Origin of the sequence: Paenibacillus sp. FSL K6-3182, from assembly GCF_037976325.1 — a bacterium.
In the GTDB taxonomy this organism is placed as follows: Bacteria; Bacillota; Bacilli; order Paenibacillales; family Paenibacillaceae; genus Pristimantibacillus.
In genome coordinates this window covers 996401-1015797 of the sequence record NZ_CP150265.1, presented here as the reverse complement: position 1 = coordinate 1015797, position 19397 = coordinate 996401, and the positions used below count along the sequence as shown (strand labels likewise).

At 46.9% G+C, this 19397-nt stretch carries 17 protein-coding genes; 4 read left to right on the top strand and 13 right to left on the bottom strand.

Translation table 11 applies throughout. The features are described 5' to 3' along the window. The first annotated feature begins 92 nt into the window (after positions 1–92). Together MHH56_RS04440 and MHH56_RS04435 are read left to right on the top strand one after the other, a co-directional pair. On the top strand, positions 93–1148 hold the full coding sequence (locus MHH56_RS04440; RefSeq protein WP_339206872.1) for an alpha/beta fold hydrolase: 1056 nt from the start codon (positions 93–95) through the stop codon (positions 1146–1148). A 76-nt stretch (positions 1149–1224) separates the two neighbouring features. Further along, complete coding sequence (locus MHH56_RS04435) at positions 1225–2316, top strand: Fe-Mn family superoxide dismutase (protein WP_339209503.1); 1092 nt, start codon at positions 1225–1227, stop codon at positions 2314–2316. A gap of 271 nt (positions 2317–2587) precedes the next feature. Here MHH56_RS04435 and folE read toward each other — a convergent pair whose 3' ends face one another. The 8 genes from folE to MHH56_RS04395 all read right to left on the bottom strand — a co-directional run bounded on the left by folE (position 2588) and on the right by MHH56_RS04395 (position 7530). Next, on the bottom strand, positions 2588–3181 hold the full coding sequence (folE, locus tag MHH56_RS04430; protein ID WP_076268865.1) for a GTP cyclohydrolase I FolE: 594 nt from the start codon (positions 3179–3181) through the stop codon (positions 2588–2590). Positions 3182–3217: 36 nt separating this feature from the next. Beyond that, the gene (locus MHH56_RS04425) at positions 3218–3439 is read right to left on the bottom strand and encodes a YneF family protein (protein ID WP_053372732.1); all 222 of its coding nucleotides are present in this window, start codon (positions 3437–3439) and stop codon (positions 3218–3220) included. A 127-nt stretch (positions 3440–3566) separates the two neighbouring features. Next, the gene (locus MHH56_RS04420) at positions 3567–4100 is read right to left on the bottom strand and encodes a methylated-DNA--[protein]-cysteine S-methyltransferase (protein ID WP_339206868.1); all 534 of its coding nucleotides are present in this window, start codon (positions 4098–4100) and stop codon (positions 3567–3569) included. Further along, entirely contained in the window at positions 4093–5274 is a 1182-nt protein-coding gene (gene queG / locus MHH56_RS04415; protein WP_339206866.1) for a tRNA epoxyqueuosine(34) reductase QueG, read from the bottom strand. The genes MHH56_RS04420 and queG overlap by 8 nt, the downstream gene beginning before the upstream one ends. Beyond that, a complete protein-coding gene (gene rnhA, locus MHH56_RS04410) occupies positions 5275–5709 on the bottom strand; it encodes a ribonuclease HI (protein WP_339206864.1) in 435 nt (144 codons plus the stop codon). Between the two features lie 110 nt (positions 5710–5819). Then, positions 5820–6443, bottom strand: coding sequence for a signal peptidase I (lepB, locus tag MHH56_RS04405; RefSeq protein ID WP_339206863.1), 624 nt, complete (start codon positions 6441–6443; stop codon positions 5820–5822). Then, complete coding sequence (locus tag MHH56_RS04400; protein ID WP_339206862.1) at positions 6440–6997, bottom strand: DUF402 domain-containing protein; 558 nt, start codon at positions 6995–6997, stop codon at positions 6440–6442. The genes lepB and MHH56_RS04400 overlap by 4 nt, the downstream gene beginning before the upstream one ends. Positions 6998–7107: 110 nt before the next feature. After that, positions 7108–7530 (bottom strand): GNAT family N-acetyltransferase, encoded by a 423-nt coding sequence (locus MHH56_RS04395; RefSeq protein WP_339206861.1) that lies wholly within the window; start codon positions 7528–7530, stop codon positions 7108–7110. Between the two features lie 355 nt (positions 7531–7885). Between MHH56_RS04395 and MHH56_RS04390 the strand changes: the two genes are divergently transcribed. Further along, positions 7886–8497, top strand: a complete 612-nt coding sequence (locus MHH56_RS04390; protein ID WP_076268860.1) for a superoxide dismutase — start codon at positions 7886–7888, stop codon at positions 8495–8497. A 279-nt stretch (positions 8498–8776) separates the two neighbouring features. On the opposite strand, the gene MHH56_RS04385 is transcribed toward MHH56_RS04390, so the two are convergent. Further along, positions 8777–9406 (bottom strand): hypothetical protein, encoded by a 630-nt coding sequence (locus MHH56_RS04385; RefSeq protein WP_339206858.1) that lies wholly within the window; start codon positions 9404–9406, stop codon positions 8777–8779. Between the two features lie 1354 nt (positions 9407–10760). Here MHH56_RS04385 and MHH56_RS04380 point away from each other — a divergent pair. Further along, complete coding sequence (locus MHH56_RS04380) at positions 10761–11006, top strand: hypothetical protein (protein ID WP_339206856.1); 246 nt, start codon at positions 10761–10763, stop codon at positions 11004–11006. A gap of 118 nt (positions 11007–11124) precedes the next feature. Here MHH56_RS04380 and MHH56_RS04375 read toward each other — a convergent pair whose 3' ends face one another. The 4 genes from MHH56_RS04375 to MHH56_RS04360 all read right to left on the bottom strand — a co-directional run bounded on the left by MHH56_RS04375 (position 11125) and on the right by MHH56_RS04360 (position 19389). Then, complete coding sequence (locus MHH56_RS04375) at positions 11125–12243, bottom strand: trypsin-like peptidase domain-containing protein (RefSeq protein ID WP_076268858.1); 1119 nt, start codon at positions 12241–12243, stop codon at positions 11125–11127. A 12-nt stretch (positions 12244–12255) separates the two neighbouring features. After that, positions 12256–13389 (bottom strand): FxLYD domain-containing protein, encoded by a 1134-nt coding sequence (locus tag MHH56_RS04370; protein ID WP_339206855.1) that lies wholly within the window; start codon positions 13387–13389, stop codon positions 12256–12258. A 14-nt stretch (positions 13390–13403) separates the two neighbouring features. Further along, positions 13404–13544 (bottom strand): hypothetical protein, encoded by a 141-nt coding sequence (locus MHH56_RS04365; protein WP_339206854.1) that lies wholly within the window; start codon positions 13542–13544, stop codon positions 13404–13406. 133 nt (positions 13545–13677) lie between these two features. Further along, positions 13678–19389 carry an S-layer homology domain-containing protein gene (locus MHH56_RS04360; protein WP_339206853.1) on the bottom strand — a complete coding sequence of 1904 codons (5712 nt, stop codon included), beginning with the start codon at positions 19387–19389 and terminating at the stop codon, positions 13678–13680. Positions 19390–19397: the final 8 nt, after the last annotated feature.

Here is a 19397-nt window from a genome sequence, read left to right as displayed (position 1 = left end):
ACTACGATAAAAGTACTAGATAAGAAAAGCGCTTACAACGTTCCGAATAGATGAGTCTAATGGACGGTTACTTACAGAGGGAGGACAACGACATGAGCACGACTATAATGACACCATTGCCACTTGAAGGCGGATTTCCAAAAAACCTTCATCCCTTCCCGCTTGGCGATTCGGATAACCTGTCCCAATTGCGCAAAACCAAAAGCCGCAGCAAGCATTTGCTGGTTGCTTCCATTGCTTCCCTTACGGCAATGTGTTTGATTGCTGTCATTATTTTTCATGGCTATGTCGCATGGATGCTTGCATACCCTTATGTAGCCCCACTCTCCTCTAATCCGCAAGCGGCTATCGGCCTAGATTACGAGGATGTCATTTTCCCTAGCAAAAGCGGAAATACGACGGTCAGCGGCTGGTTCATTCCTGCAGAGAGTGATGCAAGCGAAGCGGCTCCTTCAGCACGAACTGTTGTATTCAGCCACGGTTATGGCGCTAATCGCGAAGAATCATGGGTACCGATGTATGAGCTCTCGAAGCTGCTGCACGGTTTAAACTATAATATATTGTTGTTTGACTACGGCTATGCATCTAAGGAGTACAAAGCTCCGGCCACTGGCGGCCTTGAGGAGTCACAACAGCTGCTTGCTGCAGTAGATTATGCAAAATCACGCGGAGCGGAGGACATCGTCGTCTGGGGCTTCTCAATGGGTGCAGGAACGGCACTGCAAGCAGGGCTGCAGACCGATGAAATTGATGCCATGATACTCGACAGCCTTTTCATCCCGAGCCCCGAGGCATTATTTGATAACTTGAATCAATTTGTTTCATTGCCGCAGTTCTCTTTGCCGCTTATTGAATCGATGATCCCCCTTTGGACGGGTACAAGCTTTGGATCTATTCCGGCAAGCGAGGTTTTATCTAACGTTTATGATATCCCGTTATTTATCATCCACGGCACAGAAGATTCAAAGGCGCCTTACCAAACCGCAGAGGCTATTGCTGAAGGGCAAGGCAACGTCCTATCTCGCTCTTGGATTGTTCCTGAAGGCAAACACGAATTGCTGTTCCAAGTTCATCCGAGCGAATATATCCAAAGAGCAGCCCTATTTCTAAGCCAAGTCGATCAACAGCTCCAAGCAGAACGAACATAATAATGAAGCACGACATAAGCCCGCTTACCAACGAATACATCTAACATAGATGCATTTGTTGCGAAAAAGGGAGGCGATGGTCGTGCTTTTTGTTTATGGAACGCTCATGCCCGTTCGCGTAATGGAATTAGTTAGACATTGGAAGCTGCAAGAGAAAGAGCATATCGCCGTTATTTTGCAGGCAGCTCCTGAGATGGAGCGTCAGTATGTTCAGCTTCTCCAAGCATGGGAGCCTGTTTTCTCCAATACCGCTCAATATACTAATCAATGGCTGGATGAATGGCTTCCCATTCCGTCACGCTTGCCATCCTATATGGAACAAACGATTGAAGCGGTTGTAGAGACATCTCTTGAACAATCAAGAACGTATGTCGATCAACTCAGGCAGCTAACTGAGCGCACCGCGTCGGCTTCTTCTGATGTCACCAAATCAGTCATCTCACACGCCATTCGTGAATCCAACTATTATATCGGCTTAATGAGCTCCTATCGACAAAAGGTAACCAGCTCAGGCAATAATCAGCACCGTGCAATTGTCCAGCAAGTCCCCATCGGGGGACACACATTGCCTCCTCTGCCCTATGCTTACAGTGCCCTCGAGCCTTATATCGATGAGCATACGATGCGAATCCATCATGATATACACCATCAGTCCTATGTCGATGGTCTAAATGAAGCGGAATTGCAGCTCAAAATCGCTCGCGAGACGAATCAATTTGAGCTGGTTAAGCATTGGGAGCGAGAGCTTGCTTTTAACGGTGCCGGCCACTACTTACATACTCTGTTCTGGAGCATCATGACGCCATATGGTGGTGGTGAACCGATAGGAGCTCTGAGCCAGCAAATCCGAAATGATTTTGGCAGCTTCTCCGCCTTTAAGAATCAATTCAGCAAGGCAGCGGCGAAGGTGGAGGGCAGCGGCTGGGCGATTCTAGTTTGGAGTCCACGCAGCAGCCGGCTTGAAATATTAACCGCAGAGAAACATCAGAATTTATCACAATGGGATGTTGTGCCATTGTTGGCCTTGGATGTGTGGGAACACGCCTATTATTTAAAACATCAGAACAAACGGCCTGAGTATATTCAGGATTGGTGGAATGTCGTGAATTGGACCTTCGTTAGTGATCGATTTGAAGAAGCTCGAAAGCTCGTATGGGTGCCATTCTAATCTATTCAGAAAAAAAAAGCCCGACACGGGAGCTGGGGACTGACCCCGGTTCACTGTCGGACTTTTTCAAAATATAAGAAAGTATATCATTTTCTCATACTTATCTTATATTTCACCGTCAAAGCTGCTTCAGCGTCTAAGGACGCCGAAGGCGTTTTTGCTTGAAATATAAGAAAGTATATTAATTGTCTCCTACTTTTCTTATATTTCTCCGTCAAAACTCCTTCAGCATCCAAAGGACGCCGAAGATGTTTTTGCTTGTTTATATCGTCTATTGCTTTAATAATGTCAAAAACTCGGAGCGAAGCGCAGGATTGCTGCGGAAGTCGCCTCTTACCGCAGACGTTACGGTCATGCTGCCAGGCTTCTTCACCCCGCGTGAACACATGCACAAATGCTCGCCTTCCACGACGACCATGACGCCATGCGGCTGCAGCTCCTCAGTAAGGATATCCGCAATTTGTGATGTAATCCGCTCTTGCACCTGCAGGCGGCGAGTAATCGCCTCTACGAGTCTAGCAAGCTTGCTAAGACCAGCGATTTTGCCGCTAGGAATGTAGCCAATATGCGCTTTTCCGAAAAACGGCGCCATGTGATGCTCGCACTGACTGTAATAAACGATATCTTTTACAATAACAAGCTCTTCATGCTGCTCATCGAACGTAACGCCCAGCACCTCACGAGGATCAACCTCATATCCGGCAAAAATCTCCTCATACATTCGAGTCACACGAGCGGGTGTTTCCAGCAAGCCTTCACGCTCTACATCTTCACCGACAAGTTTCAATATTTCTCTTATGTGATGTTCAATTTGCTCCCGGTTGCTCGAAACACTCGAATTGACGTAATCTTTCTTTCCCGCCATTTCTGAACTCTCCTTCCGGTCCCCCCGCGTCTTTCTTTATCTGCGAGGCATCTTTTGGTTTTTCATCATGTGCTGCGCTTTTTGCATTTGCTGCTTATTCAGATTGTAGCCCATTTGCTTCGCCATTTTCTGAATCATTTCTGGATCATTTTGCATTTTCTCAAGCTGCTTCCGCAGATAGAATACGCCTACAAAAAAGCCCCCAACAGCTCCAGCAATTAAAGTTACAATTGGTACAACAATGTTCACCCACGACATACCTTTCACCTGACCCTTTCCAAATCTCCTGCTGTGTATAATGTTCCCATGATAGCATGTTCACCACTTGTTCGCAATGAACATGCTGACGCTCCGCTTAACCTTTTTGTGACAATTTTTGATGCTCTTATTTCGCACTCTTTTCCAGATCAAGCAGCGCGAGTTTAATAGGAAGACCTCCGCCATAACCAATCATTTGGCCGCTTGCCCCAATCACGCGATGACAAGGCACGATGATCGAGACAGGGTTGCGATTGTTCGCTCCACCTACGGCACGCATAGCTCCAGGCTGATCCAGCATCACAGCGATATCCTTATAAGTACGCGTTTCCCCATAAGGGATTTGCTGCAAAGCTGCCCACACCTTCTGCTGAAACGGTGTGCCATACATTTGAATAGGCAGATCGAATTGCAGAAGCTCTCCGGCAAAATAAAGCGCCAACTGCCTTGCTGCTTCATTCAGCTGTTCATGAGATGCTGCTTCGACCCGCGTAATATCCGCGCCAACGTGCCCAAATACACGCTTCGTCCACTGCTCTAGTTTCTCTAAAGCCGAATCGTAAGGAGCGAAGTCCAAGTGGCAAATCCCTTTGTCCGTTGCCGTTAACGTCATCGGCCCGATAGGCGAATCGATCTCAGCCGTATAAAGTCGTTCACTCATTTGCGCCACCTGCTTCCAAGTTGTCTTCTGGAATCGTGCTTAATTGAGCAATGGCATTCGCTATCGCCTGCAGTGCTTCCTCATCCGTTTCCTTCACTGATGCTCCAAGCAAAGCAGACTTTGCCTGCTCGCCGCCAATTCGCGCAAGCGACCATGCAGCTGTTCCGCGGAGCACCGGGCGAGGATCCTGCTCCAGCACCTTGATCAAATAAGGCACTGCGCTAGCCTCTTTAAAGTTGCCGAGCGCGATTACTGCATTGCGCTGAATCGGCTTCTTGCCCCGCCAAGCGGAGGATGTTCGGCCATATCTGGCTTGAAACTCCTTGTTGCCTATCGTTAGAAGCGGTACGAGCAGCGGCTTTACTAATTCCATATCCGGCTGCAGCTCTGGTTGATGCGTCCAGTTTTTGCCGCGGTTTATCGGGCAGACCGTCTGGCAAGTATCGCAGCCATAAAGCCGATTGCCGATTTTTCGCATGAACTCGTCCGATATCATTCCCTTCGTTTGTGTGACAAAGGAGATGCAGCGGCTTGAATTCAATTGACCCGGTCCAACTAGTGCATCCGTCGGGCAAGCGTCAATACATTTGGTGCAGCTGCCGCAGCTTTCCGTTATCGGTTCATCCGGTTCAAATGGAACATTGGTAATCATCTCACCGAGGTAAATCCACGAGCCTAGCTCCGGCGATATGATCGCGCAGTTTTTTGCGCTCCATCCAATGCCTGCTCGCTCAGCAACGGCGCGATCCGACAATGCGCCGGTATCGACCATGCTTTCCACGCGCAAATCCGGCATCCGCTCCCTTAGCCATGCTTCCAGCTTAGCAAGCCGATCGCGCAACACTTTATGGTAATCTTCTCCCCAAGCCGATCGTGACATAATACCTCGCCTTGCACCCGGCTCTGATTTAGGAGGGTCCTTCAGCTTGGATGGATAGGCAATGGCTATTGCAATAATCGACTGCGGATTTTCAAACAACAGCGCTGGATTCGTTCTTTTCTCAATGTCAGGCTCCTCGAAGCCAGACTCTCTTCCGAGCTCGCGGTGCCTTAGCAAAATTTGCTTTAATGATGTGAATGGATCCGCGGAAGCGATCCCTATCTTGTCGATGCCGAGGCTTGGTGCCGCCGCAATCATCTCTTCCTTCAGCTTTGCCCATCTATCTGTCATCATCTATAACCTTTTAATTGCTTCACGAGCCAGCTCGTCACAACGATTATTCCATTCATTATCGCTATGGCCTTTTACCTTTACGTATTCTACTTTATGACGCTGCATAAGCTCCCAAAGCGCTTTCCAGAGCTCTTGGTTCTCAACAGGTTCTTTCTTGCTGTTCTTCCAGCCGTTGCGCAGCCAGCCGTGTATCCAGCCTTTCTGGAAGCAATTCACGACATACGCTGAATCACTATACACCGTCACCTTACAGGGCTCCTTGAGCAGCTTCAACCCTTCGATTACTGCTTGGATTTCCATACGATTGTTCGTCGAGTGTTTCTCTCCACCTGAAATTTCCTTCTGATGAACGCCAAAAAACAGCACTGCTCCCCAGCCGCCCGGCCCCGGATTGCCGGAGCATGCACCGTCCGTATAGATCATAACGTCCTTCATAAGAATCCCTCCTAAAGGTTTGCGAATGCAAACCTACTTCGTAAGCATCTACTTAAGGTTTGCGAATGCAAACCTACTTCGTAAGCAGCAGCTATTCACACAAAAAGTGATTAAAGCGCTCTTATCTTTTTGTAAGGCCATAAAATATAATCGGCTCTGCCGCGAATAAGCTCTTCTGGCACAGCGTGAAACGTCCGGCTGTCCAAGCTCGCCCTAGCATGTCGATTATCTCCCATTACAAAATAGTTTCCTTCACTAATTACTTCAGGCCCGTAGCTCATATCTTCTATTAATGAATCCGTGTAAGGCTCGTCCACTAGCTCGCCGTTACGGTACAATTGTTTATTATGGATTTCTATACGATCACCGGAAACCCCAACGATCCTTTTCACAAGAAACTTTTCTTCGACTTCCCCCATATCCGGTTCCTTCAAAATAACGACATCACCAACCTTGGGCTTGCCGACCAGGTATACAAATTTATTAACGAACAGCCACTCATGCTCCGTTAACGTCGGCTCCATCGAATGACCTTCTACCTTCGAGAGGTTAAATACAAAAAAATGCAGAAGCAGCACCACAGCAAATGCAACAACCAATGTTTTCGACCAATCGAGCAGTTCTGAGAGCCAATTGGAGCGATTGCTTGCAACAGTATGGGCAGATAATCCCGCATCTACACTGATTCCTGCTTTTTCATTACTTGGCTTGCGATTCTGGTCCTCAAGGCTCATTGTCCCACCTCTTCACTTCGTTTCAACCAATCCTCATAATACTTCAGCACAAGCTGATCCTGAAAAGGCGATTGCCCTTGATCCATCCGCTGCAAAAGCGCATCAAGACCCTCATGCACCTTTTCTTCGACCATTTTCGGATAGTGGTAAGCCGCTTTGTGCATCTCATATTCATCTTGATCGACGACTGTTCTTCCACCATCAACTGTACGAATAACGTCCAAATCGTAATCGATATAGGTAAGCACATCACCCTGAATGTACAGCGGTGAGGCAATATTGCAATAATAGCGGACGCCTCCGTCCTCTAGCAGAGCCACAACATTGAACCACTGCCCCGGTATAAAAAAGGAGACTGCTGGGACGCGGCTGATCCATATCTTACCATCAGACTCTTGAATCGGCGTTTGACGGTTTATGAGCACCTTAATGGATTCCGCTTTATGCTGCTCGTCAAGCAGCTCATCAGGCACAAGCCAATTCTGTTGCCATATACGGTGAATGTGACCGTTATGTTTGAAGCTTTTGATGACACAGTGCCGATATGGTTCCATCCCGTTCTCCTCATAAATGTATATAGTAATAAGAAAAGCATATCTGACCGCCAAAAGCAATGGCGATGCAGATATGCCCTGCGTACAACTTACATGCAGTAAAGTTCGCGTTAACCAGCTACAATGCTCAATTTCTGAAAAGATCTGATAAAATCGTTGGCTACATACCCCATCGACTCGTACAGCGGTAAAACTGGCTCGTTGTGCTCGTCCGCGGTAATTAGTATCTTTGTGACACGGCGCTGTTCGAAGCGCTGGCGCAATGCCTGGATAAGCGTTTTACCGATTCCTTTCCGTTGGTGGAGAGGAGATACAGCAATTCGATAATAATAACCTTTGTTATTATCAATCGTACCGATAATCATGCCCACAATTTCGGAATTTTCGACAGCGACTAATACTAAATCACTATCCCATGACAACTGGCGGGCAAAAGCTTCCATCGTTTGTTCGTAGCACTCTTCTGTTAGAACCTCTTCAAGCAGTGCTGTAATTGATCGGTAATCGGACAACTGGAAGGAACGAACATTCATTAAAATTACACCTTCTATACCATGTCATAGTATTGCATTTAAAATATATTACGACAAAATTAAACGAAATCCTGCTTCAATCTTTAATATTCCTTAAAAAAATTAAAGAAATCATCAATTATCTCGTGTAAACGCTTAATATTAAGCGCTTACAACGATTTAATCCATTTATTTCTCTATAAATGCAGTTCTATCTTCCTAATCTGTATATTTTAGCTAGCGTCGAGATACCCTATTTTAGGTTATGTTTGATCGTTTTAGCCCATTCGACTTTTGAAACAATAATGTTGATTTATTCAATCGGATAAGGGATAATGGACTTGGATAACTACATATAATTAGGAGGCTGTAAAAAATGGCACATCAACTACCTGCTTTGCCGTACGCGCACAACGCACTTGAGCCGCATATCGATGCGACTACAATGGAAATTCACCACGGCCGTCACCATAACGCTTACGTGACTAACCTTAACGCTGCTTTGGAGTCCGCTCCAGAATTGCAAAGCAAATCAATCGAAGATTTGATCTCCGATCTTGCTAGCGTTCCTGAAGCAATCCGTACTGCTGTTCGCAACAATGGCGGCGGACATGCTAACCACAGCTTGTTCTGGGAAACAATCGCTCCAAACGCTGGCGGAGCACCTACTGGCGCTCTTGCAGCAGCAATTGAAAGCGAGCTAGGCGGCTTTGAAGCTTTCAAAGCTGACTTCGCAAAAGCAGCAACAACACGTTTCGGCAGCGGCTGGGCATTCCTAGCAGTTGCAAACGGCAAATTGAAAGTATACAGCTTGCCAAACCAAGACAGCCCGATCATGGAAGGCGAAACGCCAATCCTTGGTCTTGATGTATGGGAGCACGCTTACTACCTGAACTACCAAAACAAACGCCCTGATTACATCGCAGCGTTCTGGAACGTAGTTAACTGGGATGAAGTTGGCAAACGTTACGAAGCAGCTGTTAAATAATATTGTTTTTCCAAACCGGCGCTTGCCTCTTTAATGAGGCAAGCGCCGGTTTTTTTTATTTTTTTATGGTGCATATAAGGTGCTGGGTGTTCGAGTGCAAAGTTGCTTAAGTGCAGGGAAAAAGAGTGGAATGTTGACAATGCACATAAGGCGCGGAGTTGGAGTAGGGTTACGATGCTGCTGATGAGCTTAGGGTGCAGGACGTTGAAGTACAACTTTGCCTATCTGCTTCTGTTGCAGGAAGTTTAAATACAGCTCATTAATTGCTGGAGGAATATACTAGTCCAACAAACGAATGATTTCTTTTGCGTAAGTGTCCCAAGCTTTGTTATCGGTGTTGATTTCTAGAGTAGGAATGACTGAGTTTGCTGCTGCTTTTCGCAGTTTCAATTGAGTGGCTACCAGTTCATCTGCTGCTGCTTTAATTTCTTCATTACTCTTATCCGACCATTCATCAGGCGTGCGGCTTTGAATTCTTAGTTCGGCTATTTCCGGAGATATCGTTAATAAAGCACATTTTGCCCCAAAGTGTAAGAGTTCCTTTTCAATAGCTTCAATTTCATTAGTAGTTTTATCAGAATAGGCGACTCTATGATTTAAATGAAACCTTTCTAGTATAAAGAATACACCTCGCGAGCCGCGTGAAGCTCTTCCAAGCTTAGTTGACCATTCTTCTAATTGCCTCAGCATAGCAACTCTTTCATTCAACAATTGGAGATGCTCTTCGTGACTTGATGTTATAAACTGACCACGTACGTTGTGCAGCACCTGTGAATAATGCTCGCTTAAAACAATAACACTTCGCTCTGCTGATTCGTCCTGCGCTTGCATTAGCTTTAACGACTTCAATACCGATGTTTTACCCGCATGCGAAAATCCTTCCAAAATAATGCCCCGCAGCTGATTCACGCAACAACCACCTTCTGTAATTATTTTCATATCATTATATAGGGACAGTTTTGCTATAGGCAAATATATACAATTGATAGACATAGTGTGGCAGAGTGTATTCATTTATTTTTTCGACTAGCTAGCCTGTAACTGGATAGAGGTTAGGTTGATCTCATTAGTATCATAGGAGCTTCTACCTTTAATAATGGTCAGGTCGTCTCTCCTTACGGACATAGGTTCCTCTATTTGGCGAAATATCCGTATATTGAAGTTTTAACGGACATAGGATCCTTTATTTGCTGGAATTAGGGCCAATTGAGCTCATTTTGAGGGAAATAACGTATCCTATGTCCGTTAGTAGGCTAAACTTGCGTTTTAAGCCAAAATAGCGGAACTGATGTCCGTTAAGCTCAACAAGAATTACTAGTTTCGCTTTTACTCCCGCCTCATACGCACACTCACCTCATAGGCTTTTGCCGCATACGCTACAGTAGGATAAATGCCTAATTTGCGTTGTAAAGGAGTCTGAGTACTCTCATGGAATATACTTATGCTAATAATGTGAATTCTCGTCCAGCTAGCAAGGGCTGCGGTTGTGGCGGACCTCGAATGATCACGCCAACGCCTCAGCAAGGCGGCTTTGGGCCGGGTGGTCCCGGCGGTTTTGGGCCGGGCGGTCCCGGCGGCTTTGGGCCGGGCGGTCCCGGCGGTTTTGGGCCGGGCGGTCCCGGCGGTTTTGGGCCGGGCGGTCCCGGCGGCTTTGGGCCGGGCGGTCCCGGCGGTTTTGGGCCGGGCGGTCCCGGCGGTTTTGGGCCGGGCGGTCCCGGCGGTTTTGGCCCAGGGGGACCCGGCGGTTTTGGGCCGGGGGACCCGGCGGTTTTGGGCCGGGCGGTCCCGGCGGCTTTGGGCCGGGGGACCCGGCGGCTTTGGGCCGGGCGGTCCCGGCGGCTTTGGGCCGGGGGACCCGGCGGCTTTGGGCCGGGGGTCCCGGCGGCTTTGGGCCGGGGGACCCGGCGGCTTTGGGCCGGGCGGTCCCGGCGGCCTTGGGCCGGGCGGTCCCGGCGGCTTTGGGCCGGGCGGTCCCGGCGGCTTTGGGCCGGGCGGTCCCGGCGGCTTTGGGCCGGGGGATCCGGCGGCTTTGGGCCGGGGGACCCGGCGGTTTTGGCCCAGGGGGACCCGGCGGTTTTGGGCCGGGCGGTCCCGGCGGCTTTGGGCCGGGCGGTCCCGGCGGTTTTGGGCCGGGGGCTTCTGGATCGGTGGGCCATGGCTGTTCCCACCTGCGGGACCGCAGGCGACCGTAACGGTTCTCATAAACGGTGGAAGAGCGTTTCCTAGCATAACTGAGGCGTATCGCATTCCTTTCCGACCGGGTTTGAGCATCTATCAGGCTCTAGCGGAAACGGGGGTTGTCAGCTTCAGCTTTAATGGTCAAATTAATTCCGTTAGCGGAGTCCCTATTGGCGGCAATACCAGCTATCAACTTGTACTGAACGGACGCGTAATTCCAGCATCGCTGCTCAGCTTCCCGCTTCAGCGCAATGACTCTGTAGCACTTGAACTCTTTTTAAGCCCAGTTTTGCGCGAGGATGAAATCGAAAATACAAGTATAGAAATTTAATTAGAACTGACGATTGATCAATAAATTCCTCATTAAAAACGTCCCACAGCTACACAAAAAAAGCTAGAAAAAGCGGTCTCCCCTGACCGACTTTTTCTAGCTTTTCAAACGTCATTCTTTACTTAATAGCCTTACCTTTGCCACTCAGCAGCTTTAATTGATCGTTCTCGTAGCCGACCTCATAGGTCACTTGGTATTTGCTTAACACATATTTGCCTTCGACCCGCTCATCTACTGAAATAACAGCGATAACGGTAGCTTTGTCTTCTCTGCTCTCCGTCACATGCATATTTTCGATGACCACATTCAGCGTCCCCAAGTAACCTGCCCTGAACTTCTCGTAGCTCGTCCCTTCCTTCCAATTGCCGCCTAGCAATGAATACGCATAAACATAATCGGCATTGTTCAGACTGTCATAAAAATGAGTAACGAGATAATCAGCATATTCCTCAATCTTCGCTTCATCTTCCATCTTCAGTTCCTTATCCGAAAGCTCCAGATCAGGCAGCTTAGTCATCGGTTTAGTAGACCAGCCTTCAGCGATATCGATTACGTTCGCAATGGGGATACTAAAGCCAATTGAACCTTGCTCATAACCAGCAGAGTTAATGCCCAGCACCGATCCCGTTTTCTGATCAACGAGCGGTCCACCACTATTACCAGGAGCAATTGGCGCAGAAATTTGATAGAGATCCGAATACAAGTAGGAATCAATTTTGAAGGTTCTTCCTAGCCCGCTGACAATACCGGTAGTGACCGTATTTTGAAATCCGAGCGGACTGCCGACAGCAAGCACTTCGTCCCCGACTTCCGCTCTTTCTTTACGCTCTACCTGCAGCGGCTCCGTTCCAGCCAGTTCCTTCACACGAACAACCGCAATATCCGTTTCCGTGCTAATGCCAATGACTTTTCCGTCCAGCTCGCGCGCATCCGCTGTTTTAATTTTCACAGTATGGGAGCCAGCGACAACATGCGCATTCGTAATGAGATCCCCTTGCTTATTATAGAGGAAGCCTGAGCCTTGATCCCCGTTTTCATTTTCAATCATGACGACCAGCTTCTGCGTTTCAAAAATAATATCCTTAAGAGACTTCTGCTTCGTCTCATCAGCTACCGCAAGCAACGGCTTTCCCGTCAGCCTGTTTGGCACCTCTGAATGAATGGCTAACGCAGCAGCCAATCCTCCACATACAATGAGAGTAGAAGCGATGACGCTAATCCAAGCTCGTTTTCTCATCACATTCCCCCCTTAATCCAAATACCAAGTCGCGTGATCAACGACGACGGTTGTATTCTCTACATAAACCCCATATACCGTACTATTAAAGGTAATTTTCTGGCCTGGATCAACATAATCCGGCGTCGCCTCTGCCTTGCCCTTGCCTACCTCTTTGCCGTCAGCATCGTAGACGATAAATTGAACGCTAATCGAATAAATAGGCCGTGTAGCCGCATTTTTCAGCTCGCCTACAATATTTAAATCTCCGAACTCATCGAGCGTCGATTCGATTTTAACAACCTCGACGGCTGCCGTCTGATTTTTTAGATCCTCTGCTGCAGCCTGCTGCATCGCTTGCTCTAATCTTCGCTGTTCCCTTTTCTCGTAATCTGCCTGTGCATCAGTTATCTTTTTGGCCAGTGTCATAATCCGCTCATTATCCTTGGCAAAAAGCAGCGCTCGGTCCGTCAGTGCCAACGCGTCCGAATAGTTTTTTTTCTTAAGCAATGCTTCGGCATCCTTATAGCTTATATCGACGATTTTGGCGACAATTTGCTCTTTTACAGCTAGCGCCTCTTCACCGTCTAATTGATTCGCAATGTTAAGCCTTGACTCAAGCTCATCCACTGTATTCAGACCTGCCAGTTCTTCCGTCAGCCTCATGACACCAAGTTTAACGTTATAGTCGTCAAGCTGATGCTTAATCTTTATATAGATTGGCTCTTTATGACCCTTTAATTCACCGTTGATCCGCTCCAGTGTCTGTTCTGCCTCTTCAAGCTTCCGCTCCTCCAGCTGCTCCCCCGCTGCTGTAATTGACTGTGCCAGCTCTGCGACAAGGGCAACGATCTCCGCATCCTTCTGCAGAGCGCTAAAGCCTGGACGCGCATCCGAGGCTTCCTGCAGCAGCTTCTGCGCTTTGTCATATTTCCCTGCTAGCGCCTCCGCCTTCGCCTCAACATGAAGCTTGATGACTCTATCATTTATTTCGGATTGATATATATAGTAACTAAATACGGAACCAGCGGTAACAAGCGCTAAAATGATAGGCATCAGCCATGCCAAAATAGAGCTCTTAGCTCTACGTCTCCGCGTTTTTTTAGGCTTGCCCGGCTGCTGGCTTGTTGCGTCTATCTCTACAGAAGCCCGCTCCGATAAAAGCATAGATCGCTCAGTACTTAGAGCCGCTGCAGTTTCTTCTCCATCAGCAAGCAATCTGCCGCACTGGCTGCAATAAATGGCATCATCCGTCTGTTTTTTTTCACAATGATGGCAATACACTTCCGTTCATCCCCCAGCCCACGTTTCTCTCTAAACATATCTATCTATTCTATATCAAAAAGTAAATGATCTCCATTTTTTTATAGTGGGAAATGGAGCCATATTTAAAAAAAGCAGCCTATCATGGTCACAATACACTGTGAACAGATAGACTGCTTCTATTGATGCTCTTTATTTCACGCTATCATTGATGCTTTCGATCCATTTTTCGCTGCCGTCTTCCTTGCGCTCAGCTTTGTGTGAGATCGTTGCTTCCTGTACATCGCCAAAGCCCCAGTGGCTTTGCGGCATATCAGGGAACAATGGAGCCAGCCCCTGAAGCGGACCGCGATAAAGCATACGATTGATCATCGTAACTGCTTCAACACGAGTAATTTCTTTTTTCGGCTTAAAGCTTCCGTCCGGATAACCGGTTAAAAACTTGCCGTTAAACAAAGCTTCAATCGTGTCTGCTGCCCAGTAGCCTGAAGTATCCTTAAAGTGGACTGTCGCAGGCGCACTCACTTCAAGCTTGAGGAACCTTGCCATAACCGCTGCAAGCTCTCCTCTTGTAACTGCCGCGTCTGGACGGAAAGAGCCGTCTTCGTATCCGCTGAAGTAGCCGTTTACCGTAACGCTTTGGATATAGTTCGTCGCCCAGTGACCTTTGCGAATATCGTTAAATGAAAGCGGCTCTTCCACTTTCTCGTTTCCAGACAGTCTTGCAACAATTGCTGCAAGCTCCGCACGAGTCAATGAGCCTTCTGACTTGAATTCCTTATCCGGGTATCCAAGAATATAACGAGTATGAGTAAGCTCTCCGAAGCGATCTGAGAATACATTTACTTTTACTGATGATTGGACAGTAGCACTATTCCCGATAAATTCACCCGAAATATCAAATGCCGTATCTGCTGCTTTCATAAGCGGCCATTCGATGACCACTTTGAAGCTGCCGTTCTGTCCTCCTTGTACATTTGTTACTTTCCATACAATGGTGTTGTCTGTTACGATTCCGCCAGCTGCATCCACAACAACTGCGCCCGCTGGAATCTTGACTTTGATTTCTCCTGCTGCCATTGGACTGCTGGAGTTGTTTTTGTAATCCACCGTTAGAGTCGACGTTGTTCCTTCTTTTACTTTGTTCTTGTCGACTGAAAGAGTAAGCGCAGGATTGGCAGATGGAACATTTGCCTCAAAAGGCGTCAGCTCTAGATCATGTTTGACAATCTCCCATTCAACGGAGAGAACTGGGCTTTTATAGTTATAGAACCCATTCTTCATTACGCCAAGATAATAGTCCGTTTCTGGATACACCATATAGGCATAGAAACCGTGTGCATCAGTCAGCTGTTCTGGACTCGCATTGTCATTTGGTGCAAAACCAACGAGAGCCGGCAAAACAACCTCCGTGTTAGGTATAATCCCTTTGCCTTTATTTCTTGCTGTGTCCGCATAATAAAGGACAACCGCCGCACCTTCAATTACTGCTTTTGTAACCGAGTTAGTAACCGTACCATATGGATCGACAAGTGCCTCAGAAATATTCATCTCCCCTGAAGCCGTTACTTTGACCGCAGCATGGCTGAAAATTATTTCCTTGCCAGGTTCGACTTCATATCTAATTTCCAGCTCGTATTCTCCAATAGCAAGCCCATTCGCATTAAATACGCCTTGCGGGCTAAGTGCAAATGCTTTCGGGGCTCCGTCTTCGGAAATGTAGCTGCCATCCGCTTGTTTCAAATAAATACTAGTCTTAGCAAGCAGATCAGTATTAAACAAAGAAGACTTGCCATCTGGCTGCTTAAGCAGCACGATACCTGTTACCGTTTTCTCGGATTCAAAGTTTTCCTCGCCTGCTCCTGTTACTTCACCAACTTGAGCCGATTGCTTGTAGGTTACAGGTGTAGGAACGCCGCCAACATCAACCGTTTGCGTCACTTCCAACTCATAAACGACATCGCCTTTCGGAACCACGACATAATAAGCTCCGCTAGCATCGGTAATAACTGTTTCATCAAAGTCTGTTCCTGGTGTGATCACGCCGTCGCCATCTAGATCAAGCGTTACGCGAACACTTACGCCAGCAATTGGCGAATTCGTATCTCCCTTTGTAATAAACCCTTTAACTGCCGCAGGCAAGAAGGTAATGATGATCTCATCCTGCTCCTTCAAGCCACGCTCTTTATTGTACACATTCGCTTGAATCGGAATCTGCTGCTCGTTAATGCCTGTAATTTGCTGTGATTTGTACGTAACCTTCGCTAACCCTTGTTCGTCAGTTACCGCCGTGTTTCCACCAACAAACGTCCCTTTACCTGCAGGAGCTTCAAAAATAACCGTTACACCTTTAATTGGAGTGCCATCAGCATTTGTTAGCAATGCTGATAACTCGGTTGTTGATTTGCCATCGCCCAAAATTTTCTCTGGACTTGCGGTTAACGCCAGTACTGCTTTAACCACTTCAAAGCTGTTATCCGCTAATTTTGTCTCTGAAGGCAATAAGCCTCCTTCATCGTCTAGCGCCTTAAATGTAACTTCGTATTTGCTTGCTGCTGTTAATTCAGGAAGTAAATACGTTGTATTTTCCCACTTCTTATAGCCGTCTGCTACGAAGGTATCCTGATTGACAAGCGTAAGCGGTACGATAATACCGTTCACATTCGCCGTAACGTTCTTAGCAAGCAAGGAACTAACGGCACTCAGCTTAAGCTGTTCGCCTGGAATGATTTTTAATACATCTACCTCGCCCTGCGCTTTGTCTCCGGCCCATCCATCGAGAGCTCTATGAATATTGATCGTCACCGTTGCAGGAGCTGAAACTTGATTATCTCCATCCGTTACAGTGTACGTAAAGCTATCTTGACCAGATATAAAATCCGAACCCGGTTTATAGATCCATGTATCACCTGATACATTATAATCGGCAGGCTCTAGCGTACCTTTGCCTGGATTGCTCTCTAAACCGTAAACTAGCTTCGTAACTGTCTCGCGATCTGAACCTTTAAAAACAATAATAATATCAGTTGCCCCTTCGGCAACATTTACAGTGATTGGTTCCGCAACCGGCTTGCCGTTGTAGCCAATAGTGATTGCAGCAGCCGCTTCTGCAAATTGTTTCCCATCGCTGCCCCTCCAACCAAATTCAACCGTGCTTCCTTCTGCTAATGAGGTTGAAGGCTGGAATTTAAGACTTTCCAAATCGCTTTTTGCAATGATTTCAGTACTGCCTGGCACCATATAGACAGACTCACCAACAGAAGGTGTGTACCAAAGCGTTCCGCTCTGATTGAAATTTGCTGGAACAATAATCGCAACTTCTTTCAGCAAATCGCCATCTGCATCTGTGTAACGAGGCGATTCCGTGAAATCCGTTGTTTTAAAAGCAATAATTTCACCAGAAAGTCCCGCTTTTATAATGTCGTCTACAACTGGCGGAGTATTAATAGTAATCGTAACCTTCTTGTTTTCCTTCGCATATTGCTTGCCGTCCGAGCCGTTCCAGTCGAATGTTACTGAACCCGTCACGCCTGCAGCAGGCACAAAGGTTAAACCATCTAAGTCACTTGCTTTAATGACAAAGCCGGCAGTCGTAATGTCATAAACTGGGCCATTGCCTATTTGAAAAACAAGCTTGCCTTTTGCAGGATCTGGGAGCGATACGAGCTTTACTCTGCTTAAGCTCTCACTGTTGGAATCGCTGTACGAATCCGTAAAGTCCTTAATTGCAAAAGGCACTGTGCCACCTTTCAATATCTCCTTATTAATCTGTTCTACCGTTGGAGCAGCATTCGCTTTAATAGTTACCGCAGCTGGCTGCTTCGCGTATTTCGATCCATTATAACCATTCCAATTAAATGCTGCCGTACCTGTGAATCCAGCATCAGCTGGAACAAAGGATAATGCATCCACTTCACCGATCGCAATTTCATCACCGGCTTCAACTGCCTTGCTGCCTAGGAACAAGGAGCCTTGTCCCACTGCTGGCAGAGTAACGATCTTCACAAGCTGAAGTCCATTGTAATTAGCAGCACCGTTTGCTTTCGCATATTGGCTTCTAAACTCGTCAGCTGTAAAAGCAGTCGGCTCATATTGAAGACCGTCCTTCGCAATGTTGCTCACGACAGGGTCGTTCGTATAAGTAATGCTCACATTTGCTGGCGATAAAGAATACTGTTTGCCATCAAATCCATCCCAAGTGAAGGTAACTGTACTTTCTTCCGCCAAATTTGCAGCTGGAACGAAACGCAGCGTATTTAATTCCGTTAAAGAAATTTCTGTATTAGAAGATACTACGAAGTCCACCCCTTCGGATGTATAACGCAGCTTTCCGCTATTGGAAAAGTTGGCTGGCAGGTTAATACGTACTTTGGTCAATGCATCGCCATCCGCATCGCTATATGCATTCGCATTAGTGAAATCGGTAGCTTTCATTTGAACCGTATTGCCAGCTATAGCTGCAAAAGAAATGTTACTAACAATAGGCGCAGTATTAATCGCGATGGTCACTTGCTTATTATCCTTCGCATACTGAACGCCGTCTGAACCATTCCACTCAAACGAAGCTGTACCGCTGGCATTGCTCGCAGGAACAAAGCTCAGCTTGCCCAAATCAGCTGCACTGATTTCATCGCCCACAGCCACAGCTACAGCAGAACCACCGTTTGTGATCATCAGCTTACCGGCAGTTGGCGCCGGCAATGAAACAATTTTCACCTTGCTTAAGTTTTCCTTCGGCAAAGTTGCATCCGTATACTGGCTTGTGAAATCTGAAGCTGTAAATGTCAGTGTTTCACCTTGATTAATAGCCTTATTCATATCTGTTACAACAGGAGCGGCATTTGCAGTAATCGTTACCGTCCCATCGATAGCCGCGTACTTGCTTCCATCATAGCCATTCCACTTAAATGAAGTCGTGCCCGTTAAACCTGCTGCATCTGGAACGAAGGTCAATTTAGCGACATCTGCCTTAGCAATTTCGTCATCTAATTTAACATCCACTCCTGCAAGCTGAAGCTTGCCGCCGCTTGGAAGCGAAACGATTTTCACTTTTTCAAGCTTAGCTGCTTGTGCTTCACCTGTTACGCGATAATATTTGCTGCTGAAGTCAGTTAGCGTAAAATTCGTTGGCTCGTATTGAGGTCCCGCTTTTGCAATATCTTTTACTGCAGGGTCAAACGTAGACATCGAATAAATATGCTGTGCTGTTCCAGGTTCATTCTTATCTGGCTGCTTGTCGAACAATATAATATTTACAGTGTATTCTTTGCTTGGATCTGCTCCAGGAGCATTAAGTACAATGTTGTCCCATTTCTGCTCGGTTCCTTGCTTGGAGCCGCTAAAGTACTTCTGCGACAAATCCAAGTTTTTCTCCCTAATCTCATTGCCGACTTTCGTTTTCTCAATAACGTTGACTTCCATATAGAAGTTTCCGTCTTTTTTAGGCAAGAAACCTGTATTTATCGTTACTTTGTCTTTCGTAACAGCAACAGCGGCTCCGGTAATTTCTCCGGTCTCTCTCACGCCGCCGTCAATGACAAGCTGACCCCAATCGATGGTCGTCACCCAACCGCTGTTGAAATTAGAAGTATTCATGAAATAATGATGTACGGAAATGCCAACATATAAATCCTGATTGGCGACGATACTATTCCATTGATCAGGTTTAATTTCCAGAACGGTCGTATTCCACACATCATTTTTTCCGGATAAAGCGCCCAAGTTAAATGCTTGAGGGAATTCCTTCTTGTATGTAGCAGACCCAAAATTTGCTGGCCATGGGGTTGTAGGTGCACCTAATGCAATATCTGCAGGGTTAGATGAGAAATATACACGGTCCCACTCGCCTGTACCGCTTTTGTTTGATTCATCGTATTCGTCTACATCAAGAGCCCGTATAAGCATATAAGCGC

Excerpts from the sequence above, each read along its gene's own strand:
- MHH56_RS04425 (WP_053372732.1), bottom strand. The coding sequence starts at position 3,439 with ATGTCGTGGGTGAACATTGTTGTACCAATTGTAACTTTAATTGCTGGA.
- MHH56_RS04375 (WP_076268858.1), bottom strand. The coding sequence starts at position 12,243 with ATGAGAAAACGAGCTTGGATTAGCGTCATCGCTTCTACTCTCATTGTA.
- MHH56_RS04420 (WP_339206868.1), bottom strand. The coding sequence starts at position 4,100 with ATGAGTGAACGACTTTATACGGCTGAGATCGATTCGCCTATCGGGCCG.
- MHH56_RS04370 (WP_339206855.1), bottom strand. The coding sequence starts at position 13,389 with ATGCTTTTATCGGAGCGGGCTTCTGTAGAGATAGACGCAACAAGCCAG.
- MHH56_RS04365 (WP_339206854.1), bottom strand. The coding sequence starts at position 13,544 with ATGTTTAGAGAGAAACGTGGGCTGGGGGATGAACGGAAGTGTATTGCC.
- lepB (WP_339206863.1), bottom strand. The coding sequence starts at position 6,443 with ATGAGCCTTGAGGACCAGAATCGCAAGCCAAGTAATGAAAAAGCAGGA.
- MHH56_RS04395 (WP_339206861.1), bottom strand. The coding sequence starts at position 7,530 with ATGAATGTTCGTTCCTTCCAGTTGTCCGATTACCGATCAATTACAGCA.
- MHH56_RS04400 (WP_339206862.1), bottom strand. The coding sequence starts at position 6,997 with ATGGAACCATATCGGCACTGTGTCATCAAAAGCTTCAAACATAACGGT.
- MHH56_RS04440 (WP_339206872.1), top strand. The coding sequence starts at position 93 with ATGAGCACGACTATAATGACACCATTGCCACTTGAAGGCGGATTTCCA.
- MHH56_RS04435 (WP_339209503.1), top strand. The coding sequence starts at position 1,225 with ATGGTCGTGCTTTTTGTTTATGGAACGCTCATGCCCGTTCGCGTAATG.
- queG (WP_339206866.1), bottom strand. The coding sequence starts at position 5,274 with ATGATGACAGATAGATGGGCAAAGCTGAAGGAAGAGATGATTGCGGCG.
- rnhA (WP_339206864.1), bottom strand. The coding sequence starts at position 5,709 with ATGAAGGACGTTATGATCTATACGGACGGTGCATGCTCCGGCAATCCG.
- MHH56_RS04360 (WP_339206853.1), bottom strand. The coding sequence starts at position 19,389 with ATGCTTATACGGGCTCTTGATGTAGACGAATACGATGAATCAAACAAA.
- folE (WP_076268865.1), bottom strand. The coding sequence starts at position 3,181 with ATGGCGGGAAAGAAAGATTACGTCAATTCGAGTGTTTCGAGCAACCGG.
- MHH56_RS04390 (WP_076268860.1), top strand. The coding sequence starts at position 7,886 with ATGGCACATCAACTACCTGCTTTGCCGTACGCGCACAACGCACTTGAG.